Below are 14,381 nucleotides of genomic sequence, written 5' to 3'. Positions count from 1 at the left end.
ACGAACGCAGATGTGTGGAATCACGGGATGGGTGGGGTACCGGCGCGACCTCACCGAAGACCCGGGGGCGGCCGAGACGCTATCCGCCATGACGCTGACCATGGCCCTCAGAGGACCTGACGCGTCGGGCATGTGGACGGCGCCGCACGCGATGCTCGGCCACCGCCGCCTGTCGGTCATCGACCTGGAGGGCGGCGCGCAACCCATGCTCTCCGAGGACGAGGAGGAGGGCACGCCGCAGGCCGCCATCACCTACAGCGGCGAGATCTACAACTTCAGGGAGCTGCGGGACGAGCTGCGGACCCTGGGCCATGCCTTCCGCACCGAGAGCGACACCGAGGTGGTGCTGCGAGCCTACCTCGAATGGGGCGAGGACTTCGTCGACCACCTCAACGGGATGTACGCCTTCGCCATCTGGGACACGCGCACCGAGGAACTGCTGCTGGTGCGCGACCGGATCGGGATCAAGCCGCTCTACTACTACCCCCTGCCTGACGGGGTGCTGTTCGGGTCCGAGCCGAAGGCGATACTCGCCCATCCCGAGGCAGAGGCCGTGGTGGACCTCGACGGGCTGCGCGAGATGTTCACCATCGTCAAGACACCCGAGCACGCCGTCTTCCGCGGCATGTACGAGGTGCGCCCCGGCTCCGTGGTCCGGGTGTCCCGCACGGGGCTGAGCAAGCGGACGTACTGGCGGCTGGAGAGCCGGGAGCACACCGACGACGTCGACACCACGGTCAGGACCGTTCGCGAGCTGCTTGAGGACATCGTCAACCGTCAGCTCTTCGCCGACGTCCCGGTCGGCGCGCTGCTCTCCGGCGGCCTGGACTCGAGCGCGGTGACCGCCCTGGCGGCGGGACGCGGCGAGTTCGCCGAGCCGCTGCCCGCCTTCTCCGTCGACTTCGTCGGCCACGACGAGCGGTTCAAGGCCAACGTGCAGTGGGAGGACCCCGACACCCCCTTCGCCATCGAGGTCGCCGCGCACGTCGGTGCGGAGCACGTGCACGTCCTGCTCGACAACCACGACATTCTGGACGAGCGGACGCGTGAGGCCACACTGCGGGCACAGGACCTGCCCGTCTCGACCGGGGACATGGAGTACTCCCTCTACCTGCTGTGCCGGGCGATCAAGGAGCGGGTGACGGTCGCCCTCTCCGGAGAGGCGGCCGACGAGCTGTTCGGCGGCTACACCTGGTTCCACGACAGGGAGGCCGTGCACGGAGGCACCTTCCCCTGGCACCACCCCTTCGAGAAGGCGGGCGGGATCGGCGCACTTCGTGAGGCGGGCCTGTGGGACCGTCTCGGGCTGGGCGACTACATCGCTCGCCGCTACGCCGAGGCGCTCGACGAGGTGCCGAGGCTCCCCGGCGAGGACGGGGCCGAGGCCCGGATGCGTGAGGTGAGCTATCTCAACCTCACGCGCTGGGAGAACTTCCTGCTGGACAGGAAGGACCGGATCAGCATGGCGGCGGGGCTCGAGGTCCGGGTGCCGTTCTGCGACCACAGGCTGGTTGAGTACGTCTTCAACACGCCCTGGTCGATGAAGAACTTCGACGGCCGGGAGAAGAGCCTGCTGCGCGCGGCCATGCGGGGCGTCCTGCCCGAGTCGGTGCTGGTCAGAAAGAAGAATCCGTATCCCTCGACACAGGACGGCAAGTACGAGCTGGCGCTGCGGACGCGGGTGGAGAAGCTCTGCGCGGCGGGCTCCCCGGTGCTGCGGCTGGTGCCCGCCGAGCGGATACGTGCGTTGCTCGCCCGCCCCGAGGGGGCCTACAGGATCGGCGGTCCGTGGGGCGCGCGGGCGGTCCTCGAACGGCTCGTCGAGTTCGACTTCTGGATGACCGAGTACGGTGTGCGGCTGGAACTGGAGGAGTGAGCCCCGCGGACGCCGACGGCGTCCGATGGTTCCCGGGAGCCGTCCTGCCCGGACGGTTCCCGGGAGGGTGGCAGCCCGAAGAGCCCACCGAAGCACAGAGCCCCGAACAGCAGATAGCACAGGCCCATCGCCAGATGGCCGAGAGGAAGCTCCATCACCGTCTCGTACAGCGGGGTGGCATAGGGCACGTAGACGGCGGCGAGGCAGAGTGCGGCGGCCGTCCGGAGACGGCTCGCCAGGAGCACGGCACGGCTGCCCAGGAACACCGTCAGCCACTCGCGCGGCCCCCGGTCGCCGGGGATCGCGGCGGGCCTGAGCACACGCAGTGCCAGGGTGACCGGGGCACCGAGAACGAGGAGGAACGCGACCGGCGCGGCCAGCGTCATGTTCTGGACCAGGTGCATGCTGAACATCACGCGCGCGTACCTGGCCACCCCGCCCTGGGTGACGACGACCAGCAGCAGGATCCCGGCGAACCAGGCCGCGCTCCTTCCCACGGGCCACCGGAGGCCGGCGCGGTGCGACCGCCACAGCCCGGCCCCGTACATCCCGGCGAGTACCGCGGCGACCACGCTCATCGGCAGGTCGAAGCGCCACAACAGCGCGACGCCGTCCAGTGAGATCGGCGGGGGGATCGGGAAGCCGACGGACCGCGCCACGGGGTCGGCGGGTAGGGGGATGTCCGGAGGGGGAGACTCGGACAGCGCGACGGCGACGCCGACCGTGGCGCACATCAATGCCACCTCACCGCCCGCCAGACGCGCGAACGCGCCGCTCTCCCCCCTGTTCAGCAGGGGAAGCGTGCGACGGCGGTGCAGATGACCGAACAGGCCCAGCACCGCCAGCAGCGCGCACTTGACCAGGACGAGCAGGCCGTACGGCTCCGTGACCAGCTCGGCGGGCGAGGACAGCCTGGCCATGGCGGCGAACAGCCCCGACAGGGCCACCGCCAGGTAGCACCACAGCGCGGCCCGGCTGAAGCGCTCCGCGGCGGTCGCAGGCTCCGGCCACCCGCCGAGGGTGTGCCAGCACAGCACGGCGAGGCCGCCGACCCAGACCGATAAGGCCATCAGGTGCAGGGCGACCGCGGTACTGGCCAGGTCGTGGTCGGGGGAGGAGGCGGCGTGGCCGGTCAGCGCGGGCGGCAGGAGGGCGGTCAGGGCAAGCGTCAGCAGCAGGGCGCCGCCCCCGGCGGTCACCGTCCGGCGGGCCAGCAGCCCGGCGACGGCCGTGAGGGCGACGACCACGGCGAGGCCGACGCCCCACGGGCTGCCGACGACGAGGCCGGCCAGCTCGGCGGGCCCGCCACCGAACATCTCGGTCACCGGCGTGCCGAGGGCCGTCGACACCCTGAACAGCAGGGTGGCCGCGGCGGCGAGGGCCCAGCAGAAGGCCGCCCCCGACGCCACGCCCACCCAGCGGCGGGCGGCCGCGCCGAGCTTGCCGTCGCTGTTGGGCAGCAGGACGACGGCCATCAGCAGTGCGCCGACCGTGAGCACGGCGGCGCCGTCCATGGCCAGCTTCGCCAGCGGGAGGCCCCAGCGGGTGAACGGGCCCTCGTCGGGCAGGCCCGCCACGGGGGGCGGTGCCGCCGCGCGTCCGGCGTACAGGGCCGGGACGAGCGCGGCGGGCGCCGCGGCGACCGTGATCAGAAGCCTTCTTGCGGCGGAGGCGTTCAGGGGACGATCTCCAGCTGGGCCATCATGTGCGCCGACGAGTGGTCGAGGAAATGGCAGTGGTAGGGATAGACGCCGGTGAAGGGACTCGAGAAGCGCACGAGGATGCGCACGGTCTGTCCCGCAGGGATGCGCACGGTGTCCTTCGGGTAGGCCTCCTCGGGACCGACGGCGACGCCGTTGCGGTCCAGCACGCGGAACTGCACCAGGTGGATGTGCATCGAGTGGGGGAAGTTGTACTGGCCGTCGGTGTTGTTGACCACCCACAGCTCCGTGCTGCCCTGCTTGCACTGGAAGTCGATCCGGTTCGGGTCGTACGGCAGGCCGTTGATCGCGTAGAAGGTGTTCGTCGGGTCCCGGCCCAGGTTGATCGTCCGGGTGATGATCGGCTGGCCGAAAACCGGGTGGACGCTCAGGTTGTTGGGGACCTGGCTGTTGTCGGGCGCCGATTCGGCGACCTGGAACTGCAGCAGCTGCCTGCCGGGCGTGTTCGGCCCGTTGAAGATGTTCTCCAGGATCACTGTGTCGCCGGTCTGCCTGGTGCTGAAGTCGACGACCACCTCGGCCCGCTCGGCGGGCCACAGCTCGATCTCGGCCCCCGTGACCGGGTGTTCCAGCAGGCCGCCGTCCGAGGCGATGCGGACGAACTGCCCGCCGTCGCTCAGCGTCAGCTTGATCGGGCGCGAGTTGGCCGCGTTGATCAGCCGCAGCCGGTACTTGCGGCGGCGCACGCTCAGGTACGGCTGCTGCGCGCCGTTCACCAGCACCACCGTACGGCTGGCGAAGCCGTCCAGGGTGAACAGCAGACGCCCCTGCTCGTCGAATGAGGCGTCGCGTATGAGAAGGGGGATGTCGTATTCGTCTGAGGGCAGCTGGAGCGAGTCCGTGTTCTGGTCGCCGATCAGGTAGAGACCCGCGAGCCCCCGGTAGACCTGCTCGGCCTCGATGTGGTGGGCGTGGTCGTGGTACCACAGCGTGGCGGCCGGCTGCTGGTTCGGATAGAGGTAGGTCTTGCTCGCACCCGGCTGGATCAGGTCGACCGGGTGGCCGTCACTGGCTGGCCGCACGTTCGCGCCGTGCAGGTGCACCGACGAGGGGGTGCTCATGGTGTTGGTCACCTTCAGCTGCACCGGGCGGCCCCGCCGTGCCTTGATCGTCGGCCCGGGGAAACTGCCGTTGAACGTGAGCACCGGCGTGCTCAGCCCGGGCAGGATGTTGGCGGTGGTCGGCGCGATCGTCATCTCGTAGAAGTCGGCGACCGAGCTCGTGGACGTCGGGGCGAGCACCGGCGGAATCGGTAACGGCTGTGTGAACGGCGCGAGGGCCGTCGCCTCGGCCAGGGCCGAGGAAAGCCGGCTGACGGGCAGCAGCAGCCCGGCCCCGGCGATCGCTCCCAGTTTGAGAGTGTCTCTTCGATTGAGCATCCAAATCCCTTCTCCTGGATTCGCGGCTGCCCTAGGGGACGCCGAGCAGCGTCACCCCGGCGACCGCGAGCACGAAGGCGTACTGCAGTACCGTCATGGCCTCGAGCAGCGTGGTGACGGAGGAGATCGCCGAGCCCAGCGCCAGGTTGGCGGTCGGGATCGTGACCGTCGCCGCGACCGCCGCGGCGAACAGGGCGAAGAGCAGGCGGGGCGCCAGGCTCTGCAGATCTCGCCCGGCCCTCGCACGCAGCCACCGGACGCCACGGGCGGCCAACGCGACCCCGATCACCGTCTGGAGCAGGCTCAGCAGTGCCAGGGCCAGCCGGTTCGGGACAGGGCCGCCGTTCGGCGCGGGCAGCCGCAGATTCACTCCGTGCCCGTGGCCGCCCATCGGCATGGTCGCCTGTACTGAGCCGACCGGCAGGTACAGTGCCCTTTCCTCCAGCGCCCACACGATCACCGCCGTGCAGGCGGCCGCGAACACCAGTACCGTGCCGACACGCGGACGGCTTGTGCCTGCACCCCCGCAGTCGACGCCATCGTCGTGCATCACGCGACCAGCATTCGGCACGCCCCTAGCGGCTCCCTAGAGGACCGCTAGTAAGATCATCGGGGCGTTACCCGCCGGAAGAAGCAGGGAGGGAAGCCTGCTGAGGACGGGAAAAGGGATGGGAAAGGCGCTGGAGGGGCGGAGGTGGCGACCTCTCCCGCCTCGTGCGAGCCCCGGCCGGAGACGTGCGCGCGGTCAGCGGTACACGGCGATGGCGGCCTCGTTGATGAGCGTCTCGACGATGCCGACAACCTCCTGGACCACGGGGGAGTTCTCGCCCGCGATGGCGCGCAGGCGGCCGACGAGCTGGCTCGACGGCCGGCCGAGATAGAGCGCCGCGTCCACCTTCAGCACGCCGACCAGGCCGCACAGCGCGGCGCACCGCGCGTCCGGCTGCTCCCTGCCCTCGACGGCCGAGCGCACCCCGGAGCACGCCCGCACGACCCACGCCATGTCGGCGAGCTCGTGGCGGGTCTGCGAGAGCACGCCCATGCGGCGTTTGGTCACCTGGGTGAGGACGCCCGCGGTGATCAGGCTCCCGCGTGTGCGGTCGTAGACGTCCCCAGCCGCCTTCTTGATCCAGGACTTGACGTCCCCGCCGAAGCGATCGCGCAGGATCAGGGGCAGAAGGCCGTCCGCGACCGCGTCGCCGACGGGAGTGCCGTCGGCGACGATGCCCCGGCCCCGGGCGATGGTGACGCGGTCGCTCAGGGCCAGTTCGAGCAGTGCGGCCCCGGCCAGCCCCAGGGCCATCGAGGATTGGTGGACCAGCGGCTTGCCGGACGGCTCGTGGGCGATGAGGTACAGCTCCTGGGGGAGCGGCAACCGGTTCATGGCGGCGAAGGTGTCCTTTGCTGCGGGCATCCCGATCTGGCGGACGGTGGAGGCGTGCCCCTCACGATGACGAGGCAGGACCCGTGCGGCCGGGCGGGTGGCTCCCGTGTGCTCCGTACGGTGCCGTTCACGCCGATCTCTCGGGAACGGTGAGGTCCGGCAGGGCGGGCCAGCGTCCCGCGGCGTACAGGCCGGCCAGGACCAGGGCGCCGAGGCCGAGCCAGATCAGGCCGACCGTCTGCGCCATGACGTTGGCGTTGATCACGACGAAGATGAGGATCGCCATCCCGATCAGCGGCATGATCAGGTGTGACAAGCGGTCGGCCGACCGCCCGCGGATCGTGTAGTGCACGATGACGGACACGTGCAGGACCACGAAGGCGACCAGCGCGCCCATGTTGATCAGGCTTCCCAGCAGGCTGACGCCGTCCTTCTGGGTGGACATCCACCCCCCGAGCCCGATGGACAGCGCGGCGACGAGCAGGATCGCGTTGGTCGGCACGGAGTGCTTGACGGACACCTTGGCCAGGAAGGACGGGAGCTGCCGGTCGCGCGCCATCGCGTAGAGCAGGCGGGAGACGGCGACCTGGGCGACCAGGGTGTTGGCCAGCCCCCAGGAGATCGCGGTCGCGGTCGACGCGATGCGCGAGAGCGTGTCACCGCCGGCGACGGCGGCCGCGTCGTAGAACGCGGTGTCTGAGGGGTGGGCCAGCAGGCCGCCGGGATCGGGCACCAGCAGGGCGGCGACCCAGACCTGGGCGATGAACAGCGCGCCCGCCAGGATCAGGGCCAGACGCATCGCCCTGCCGACCTGGGCGGAGCCGCCGGTCGACTCCTCGACCAGCATGCTGACCCCGTCGAACCCGAGGAAGGACAGGACCGCGACGGAGACCGCGCCGAACACCACCGACCAGGAGAAGGTGTCCGGGTTGAACAGCGGTGAGAAGCTGAACTCCCGGCCTCTGCCCTGCAGGAGGGCCCAGACGCCGATCACGAGGAACAGGGCCAGGACGGCCAGCTCGGCGGCGATCATCACCTTGGTGAGCGTCACCGTCATCCGGATGCCCCGCAGGTTGATCACCGTGTTGACGGCCACGAAGATGATCAGCCACGCCCACACCGGCACCTGCGGCACGGTGGAGTTCATGGCGATCGACGCGACCAGGTACAGCAGGCAGGGGGCCAGGACGTAGTCGAGCAGGATCGCCCATCCGGTCATGAAGCCGACCGGCGGGGCGATGCCCCGGCCGGCGTAGTTGTAGACCGAGCCGGAGAGCGGGAACGCCTTGACCATCTGCGCGTAGGAGGCCGCGGTGAACAGCAGCGCGACCATCCCGACGAGGTAGGCCAGGACCGGCATGCCGCCCGAGGCGAAGTAGACCGAGCCGAAGATCGCGAACGGGGCGATGGGCACCATGAAGATCAGGCCGTAGAACACCAGGTCGGCCAGTCCGATCCCGCGACGCAGTTCCTGCCGGTAACCGAACTGCTCGATACTCTCCTGCGGCTGCACGACAGCCTCCCATGGCGTCATCTGTCAATGTGCGAGACGCGTCCGCCGGTCCGGAGGGGAATACGGGCGGTGGCGGAGCGTGTTCGGAGATCTTTCCGCAGTGACCGACATGTCGCAAGCTCGTACCATATATCGGCATTTTTTCCCATAGACGAGGGATTGCCGGGCAGTCTCGGGGACTCGATGGCGCGGCGTGTCAAGAGGACGGCGGGAGGGCGAGGTCGAACCACACGCCCACCTCGTCGTTCAGGCGGAGCGCGCCGAACAGGGCCGAGTAGGGCTTGATCCCCCACCGGCTCTGCGTGACCGTGATGGATCCCCGGACGCGCCCTTCGTCCAGCAGGCACTCGGCGGTGACCGGCCGGGTGACACCGACGAGGGTGAGCTCGCCCTCGACGCGGAACGACTCGGCCGTGCCCGTGACCCCTGTCGAGCGGAACACGATCGTCGGATGCCGGGCCGTGTTCAGGACCTTCTCCCGGAGATTCTTCGCGATGTCCCCGCGGTCGGAGTCGCTGAGCGGCTTGACCCCGCCGGTCCCCTCGCGTACCTCCAGCGACGTGGCGTCCATCTCGGCGGTCACCGAGGAACGGGCCGGGTCGGCGACGTCGACGACCGCCTCGCCGCGCCAGCGGGTGACCTCCAGCGTGAGGTCGTGCCCGGCCTTCGCGCCCAGCCCGGTGCGGGTCGTCCGCACCAGCAGGCGGCCGTTCTCCGGGCCCAGCGGGTAGGTGCCGGTGGCGATGTCCACGGTTCCAGGCTAACCCGCCACCACGCGTCGTTCACCGACCGGAGGTCATTCACCGGTCGGAGATGGATCGTTCATCGTGCTCTCCTGCCGGGGTCGCTCGGTGACGGGCCAGGGCAGGTCGGTCTCGACCGGCCGGGTGTAGTCGACACCCGGCACGGCGAAGCCGTACAGGCGTAGCGTCTCCTCGCGGAACCAGCCGGTCGCGGCCAGGTCGCCGACGGTTTCCCGGGTGAGTGCGTCCCAGCGCCCGGTCACCCGCTCCTGGACGAGCGGGTCCAACTCCCACCGGTCGAGACGGAGACGCCCCTCCCCGTCGAGGGCGAGGTCCTGGACGCCGGTGAGCCCGTCCCACATCTCGATCGACTGGGCCAGCGGCGACCGCATGTCCTCGCCGAGAACACCCCGAAGCAGACAGGTGTACAGGGAGATGCCGGGAATGGCGGTGGAGGCCTGGGTGACGGCTCCGCCGTTGACCGCCGTCAGGGCCCGCCCGCCGATCGCGCCGAGCCTGTCGTTCAGCGTGAGCGCCGTCTCCTCCAGGTGGGCCTTGGCGGCGCCGATCGTCCCCTCCCGGTAGATCGGCGAGGTCAGGTGTGACCCGACGTACGACAGCGCGACGGTGGTGAACCCCGGACGCGCCAGAGCGCGGCCGACCAGGGCGTCGACCCACAGCGCCCAGTCCTCACCGCCCATGACCTTGATCGTGTCGATGATCTCCTGCTCGGTCGCGGGCTCGATCCGGATCTCCCTCAGGGCGGGCTCGGCACCGCCGAAGTCGAGGGTCTTCGTCTCGAAGGCCTGCCCGATCGGCTGGATGACCGACTGGTGCGTCCGCCCGGTGAGCGGGTCGGTACGGCGTGGCGCGGCGACGCTGTAGACCAGGTAGTCGACACCGCCGAACCGGTCACGGATCAGGTCGAGCACCCGTTCCTTGGTCGCGTCGGCGAAGGCGTCGCCGTTGACGAAGAAGAAGTCGCCGCCCGCCTCGTGGGCGAGGTCCGCGGCGGCGATCGTGCGGTACCAGCCCGCGGTGGCGGTCCTGCGGTCCGTCGGCGGCTGTTCGAGGCACAACCCCACCCCGTCGATGCCGTGGTGGCGGAGCCCGGCGACGGCCGCGGCCATGCCGTACCCGGCGCTGGACCCGATGACGAGGGCGACCTGGCGCCTCCGCGGCGTCCCCCGGGGCGCGGGAACGGCGATATCCCACATGTCGGTGACGGTCCTGGCGCATCCGGCGGGGTGCGAGTCGAGCAGCAGGAAGCCGCGCCCTCTGGGCCGGATGAGGCGTGCGTTCATCACTCATCCTCCCTCACGCGGACACGGCGCCGCCAAGCCTACGGTTCCCCCACGCGGTGGCGGTCGCGATCGGAGGGGGCAGTTCGGCTATGCCTTTCGGGCGCACGTCGGTGCCTGGCCGCCGGGCCGGAGCGCCTGAATACTCCTTGCGGTGGGCAGCGACGAGTACCGAATGGGGAAGACACAGTGACCGAATCTGTTCACCCTAAGATCGCCGCCATCCTGCGGCGGATCGGCGAGCTCCCGGCGTCCCGTGAGATCACCGATGACCAGAGCCTGCAGGACGATCTGGGCATCGACTCCCTCAAGCTCATCGATGTGGTGGTCAACGTCGAGGAGGAACTGGGCGTCGCGCTGGACGACGACGTCGTCCCCCGCCTGGTGACCGTTGGCGACATCGACCGCTACGTCGCGGAGCTGGCCGGCAACTAGGCGGCGGTGAGGTCCGCCGGGCGCCGGGACGGCCAACGATGAGGAGTCGTGTGTTTCAGTTCAACCTGAGCAGGGTCGCGCTGCTGGCTCTTGAGGAGCGGGAGACGCCGGACGTCGACCCGGGCGAGTTGCCCGCTGACCTGTGGGACGTCATCGGCACCGGCGGAGACCAATTTCGGGACTGGTTCACCCGGCTGTGCCTGTACATGGTGCTGAGCGGAGGAGACCCGTCCCGGCCGCGCACCGACGACACCGTGGTGATCGGCACGGAGTACGGCAACGCCGCCGCGGTCGCCGGCCTCCAGCGCGCGGCGGCCGAGCAGGGGCGCCGTCTGTCCGCCCAGGCCTTCCCTCAGGCGCACAGCAGTTCGGCGTCCGCGTTCGTCAACCTGACGATTGGGGCGACCGGGCGGAGCATCACCGTCAACGCGGCACAGCTGACTCCGGTGCTGTCGTTGTGGCAGGTGCTCTCGGCCTTCGCGCACGGCCGGTCCGGCGCGGGCCACCTCCTCGTCGGCGACGTGTACTCGGCGGAGGCGCTCGCCGACGCGCGGCACGACGAAACGGGCCTCCGCCACCGCTCCGGCGTGGCGTACGGCGTGCTGACCGCGGGCGACGAGTTCACCGCCAGGTTCGAGTTCGCCTCGGACGAGAAAGACGTGGAAGGCACGGAAGGCACGGAAGGCCGGGAACACGTGGGCGGGCACACGTGGACGTCCGACGACGGGGACGGCCGGTCCCCGGCGGCGATCGGCGGCGACCAGCCGGTCGAGCGCAACGGCGCGTTCGTGACCGCGGAGTTCCTGCGGTTGGTGCTCGGCCTGCGACCGGGGCGCAGCGCCGTTCTGCGATGCCGGGGCCTGGACGGGCGTCGTGCCACGGTCACCGTGTCCAGGAAGGGCGGCAGCGATGGATGAGCGGATCTTCGTCACCGGGCTCGGCATGATCTCTCCGGCGGGTGCCGGGGTCACGCCGTTCTGGGTGGACCTGTGCGCGGCGCGCAGCAGGTTCGAGGAACTGACCCCGCTCTACGCGGGGATGAAGCCCGGCGTCCTCGCCGCCCGGGTACCGCGGGGGGCGCGGATGGCCGCGCTGGAGCGGGTCAGCGCGGCGACCCGGGCGCGGCCACGGGCGGCCTCGGTTTTCGCCGAGTACGCCGCCCTCGCGGCGATCGCCGACGCGGGCATGGTGCCGGGCGATCCGGGGCTGCGGAACGCGGTCGTCTGCGTCGGAACCAACGACGGCCACGCCGACGCGCTCGAGAACCTGGTGGCCGGGCGCAAGGACCTCGCAGGCACCGGCGGATTCTCCAGCTACTCCATCGCCGAGGGCGTGGCCCGCGCGGTCGGCTCGACCGGACCGGCCTTCGTCGTGCACAACACCTGCGCCTCGTCGAACGTGGCGCTGTCCTGCGCGCTGGAGATGCTGCGGTCCGGCGTCGCGGACACGGCCGTCGTCGGCGGCTGCGACTCGTACTCGGAGAAGAACACCATCGGCTTCAGCAGCCTCCAGGCCATCGGCCCGACGGCCTGCCGGCCGTTCAGCAGGAACCGCCGCTACGTCACGCCGTCGGAGGGCGCGGGGATCATGGTCCTGCGGACCGAGCGCGCCGTGGCCGCCGGGCGCGCGCCGTACGCCGAGCTGCTGACGGTCGCGGTGAACAACGATGCCAGCCATCCGACCGCGCCGAACTCCGAGGGCGTCGCGGACTGCCACCGCCGGGCCCTTGACCAGTGCGGACTCAAAGCGGACGACATCGACGTCATCTTCGCGCACGGCACGGGCAGCCGGGCCAACGACAGCATCGAGGGCGCGATCTTCGCCGAGACCTACCCGCACGCCGCCGTCACGGCGATCAAGGGGACCATCGGCCACCTGATGGGCGCCGCGGGCGCGGCGGGGGCGGTCGCGTCCTGCCTGGCGCTGGAAAAACGGCTGGTGCCGCCGACCGCGGTCGGCGCCGAAGAGGTCGAAGTCGGCATCGACCTGGTCACCGGCGCGCCGCGCGCCGTGCCGCGGCTGCGCCATGTGCAGAACAACGCGTTCGGCTTCGGCGGATACAACGCCATCGCCATCTTTGGTGCGGCGACCCGCGAGGCGTCGGACGATGACTGACGCCGCCGACGCCGCGGTGCCGGAGGCCCCGCGCGCGACGACGTCGCCGGTACGGCTGGCCTTCGACGGGCCGCTCGCCGTACTCACCATGGACAACCCGCCCGCAAACACATTCGACACCGCCATGCTGCGCGCGTTCTCCGAGGCGGTCGGCCGGCTGGCCGCCAACCCGCCGCGTGGTCTGCTGGTGCGCGCCGACGGGCGCGTCGTCAGCGCGGGCCTGGACGTCCAGATCTTCAACGACGTCCCGTCCGGCGACGCCGAGGAGTTCTGGGCGGCGCAGCTCGCCACCGTCCAGACGCTGGAGGCGCTGCCCTGCCCGACCGTGTTCGCGGCGCACTCCCTCACCCTGACCGCCGCCTTCGAGATCGCTCTGGCCTGTGACCTCATCGTCGCGACCCGGTCGGCGCGCTTCGGGCTCGTCGAGCGTAAGGTCGCCTTCACCCCGGCGATGGGCGGCACCCAGCGGCTCGCCCGGCGCGCCGGCGTCGCGCGCGCCTGCGAGCTGGTAATGACCGGTGACCTGTACCGGGGCGAGACGCTCGCCGAGTGGGGCGTCGTCAACGCGCTCTTCCCGGTGGAATCGTTCAGGAACGACGCGCACGCCTACGCGATGCGGTTGGCCGCGGGCCCGGCCCAGGCCCACCGGGCGACGAAACGAGTCCTGCGCGGTTTCCAGTCCGGCGGCGTCGCGAGAGCGGACGACATGCTGCCGGAGACAGCGGCGGCCCTGGTGCGGACGCGGGACCACCTCCGGGCCGTCGCCGCCTTCGTCGAGCACGGGCCGGAGCACACCACCTCGTACGACGGGTGAAAAACCCCAGGGTCGGGCGATGCGCCCGGCCGGCTGGATATGGCGGTTCTGCGTTCTCCCGTAGCCATTCATGAGGCGGGCTCGGAATCGGGCGAGGACAACGGTCGCCGGTTCTTGTGGGTGCTCATTCAGCGCGAGCGCCCTTGTGTGTGTTCATTCAACTTCCGAACGTATTTTCATTATTCATGAAGTTTCGCACCTTTGATGCGACGCGCTCAACCTCGGGGATTTAGCCTGGTAAGTGCGGCCTTGACTGCCCTGTCGCCGAGGGGTAGCCTCCACCGCAGCGAAAGGAAGCCTTGCTTACAAACAGCCGCGACTAGATGGCGAACTGTGCTGTATACGATCTGGCTATCCTTGAGGGGGGCAGGTGTGGGGGGATTTTCTCGGCAGGCCGATTTGGCTTTACAGCCGATGTTCCGTAGATGCGTTCCACTGGCCGGAATGGCACATGGGGCGCGTTCCGATGTTCAGTCGCATTTCCTTGACTCGATACTCTGAGAAACGCGTACCTCGCATGCGTCTTTGCGGCGAAGGGCCTCTCGATGACCGGTGACACGGCCCGTCGCATCGACCTCATTCGGGCTTCGAACGCTTTATGACGGTGCTCGGGACGCCTCACACGGGGTGATCTCCGGCACACCGCAGCGGACCTTCGCTGCGAACAGGGGACAACACGGCTGCGGTTTCGCGTCTGTCCGGCAGGCGTAGGAGCGGTGTCCGGCATCGGCACCCTCATCCCGGTGGCTGGTACGACGGTCGGAGAAGCCCAGCTCATCGATGTAAAGAAAGCACGGGGAAAACAGTGGACCTCCCGATCGTCCATGTCATGGTGTTCATCGACGACGAGTTGCTACGCCTGGGTTTGCAGACGTTGCTTCCGACGATCTCTCTACCGATCAACGCGCGGTACCCCGGTGACGCGCGCGAGCTGTACCGCGCGCTGGAGCTCTCAAGGGCCGACGTGCTCCTGGCCACCCCTGACAGCCTGGCCGACATCGACCTCGCGGCGAACAGCCAGGACAAGCCTGTCCCGAGGACGCTGCTGCTGATCGACGAGCACGAGATCGCGGTCGGCTTCGACATCGCCGCCACTCCTG

Annotated in this window: 13 protein-coding genes; 6 read left to right on the top strand and 7 right to left on the bottom strand. The window is 70.1% G+C overall.

Features of this window, described 5'->3' with window-relative positions:
* Positions 1-10: 10 nt before the first annotated feature.
* Complete coding sequence (asnB, locus tag AB0395_RS40670; RefSeq protein ID WP_366291199.1) at positions 11-1,876, top strand: asparagine synthase (glutamine-hydrolyzing); 1,866 nt, start codon at positions 11-13, stop codon at positions 1,874-1,876.
* Here the strand turns inward: asnB and AB0395_RS40665 are convergent.
* From AB0395_RS40665 to fabV, 7 genes are all read right to left on the bottom strand, one after another.
* Positions 1,771-3,453 (bottom strand): cytochrome c oxidase assembly protein, encoded by a 1,683-nt coding sequence (locus AB0395_RS40665; protein ID WP_366291196.1) that lies wholly within the window; start codon positions 3,451-3,453, stop codon positions 1,771-1,773. The genes asnB and AB0395_RS40665 overlap by 106 nt on opposite strands.
* A gap of 98 nt (positions 3,454-3,551) precedes the next feature.
* Positions 3,552-4,976 carry a multicopper oxidase domain-containing protein gene (locus AB0395_RS40660; RefSeq protein ID WP_366291193.1) on the bottom strand — a complete coding sequence of 475 codons (1,425 nt, stop codon included), beginning with the start codon at positions 4,974-4,976 and terminating at the stop codon, positions 3,552-3,554.
* Between the two features lie 31 nt (positions 4,977-5,007).
* A complete protein-coding gene (locus AB0395_RS40655; protein WP_366291191.1) occupies positions 5,008-5,529 on the bottom strand; it encodes a hypothetical protein in 522 nt (173 codons plus the stop codon).
* A gap of 192 nt (positions 5,530-5,721) precedes the next feature.
* Positions 5,722-6,390, bottom strand: a complete 669-nt coding sequence (locus AB0395_RS40650) for a GPP34 family phosphoprotein (RefSeq protein WP_366291188.1) — start codon at positions 6,388-6,390, stop codon at positions 5,722-5,724.
* 97 nt (positions 6,391-6,487) lie between these two features.
* On the bottom strand, positions 6,488-7,873 hold the full coding sequence (locus AB0395_RS40645) for an APC family permease (protein WP_366291186.1): 1,386 nt from the start codon (positions 7,871-7,873) through the stop codon (positions 6,488-6,490).
* Positions 7,874-8,069: 196 nt separating this feature from the next.
* Entirely contained in the window at positions 8,070-8,624 is a 555-nt protein-coding gene (locus AB0395_RS40640; protein ID WP_366291183.1) for a YceI family protein, read from the bottom strand.
* A 45-nt stretch (positions 8,625-8,669) separates the two neighbouring features.
* On the bottom strand, positions 8,670-9,920 hold the full coding sequence (fabV, locus tag AB0395_RS40635; RefSeq protein WP_366291180.1) for an enoyl-[acyl-carrier-protein] reductase FabV: 1,251 nt from the start codon (positions 9,918-9,920) through the stop codon (positions 8,670-8,672).
* A gap of 186 nt (positions 9,921-10,106) precedes the next feature.
* On the opposite strand from fabV, the gene AB0395_RS40630 reads away from it, so the two are divergent.
* The 5 genes from AB0395_RS40630 to AB0395_RS40610 all read left to right on the top strand — a co-directional run.
* Complete coding sequence (locus AB0395_RS40630) at positions 10,107-10,352, top strand: acyl carrier protein (protein ID WP_366291178.1); 246 nt, start codon at positions 10,107-10,109, stop codon at positions 10,350-10,352.
* Positions 10,353-10,402: 50 nt separating this feature from the next.
* A complete protein-coding gene (locus tag AB0395_RS40625; protein ID WP_366291176.1) occupies positions 10,403-11,269 on the top strand; it encodes a hypothetical protein in 867 nt (288 codons plus the stop codon).
* The gene (locus AB0395_RS40620) at positions 11,262-12,467 is read left to right on the top strand and encodes a beta-ketoacyl synthase N-terminal-like domain-containing protein (protein ID WP_366291173.1); all 1,206 of its coding nucleotides are present in this window, start codon (positions 11,262-11,264) and stop codon (positions 12,465-12,467) included. The genes AB0395_RS40625 and AB0395_RS40620 overlap by 8 nt, the downstream gene beginning before the upstream one ends.
* Positions 12,460-13,281 (top strand): enoyl-CoA hydratase/isomerase family protein, encoded by an 822-nt coding sequence (locus AB0395_RS40615; RefSeq protein WP_366291171.1) that lies wholly within the window; start codon positions 12,460-12,462, stop codon positions 13,279-13,281. Before AB0395_RS40620 ends, AB0395_RS40615 begins: the two co-directional genes overlap by 8 nt.
* 829 nt (positions 13,282-14,110) lie before the next feature.
* The coding region (locus AB0395_RS40610) for a hypothetical protein (RefSeq protein WP_366291168.1) at positions 14,111-14,381 on the top strand (271 nt) is incomplete at its 3' end.

The organism is Streptosporangium sp. NPDC051023 (genome assembly GCF_040689595.1).
Classification (GTDB): Bacteria; Actinomycetota; Actinomycetes; order Streptosporangiales; family Streptosporangiaceae; genus Streptosporangium.
Note: the sequence above shows the minus strand (reverse complement) of the source record. Positions and strands in the feature narration are given on the sequence as shown.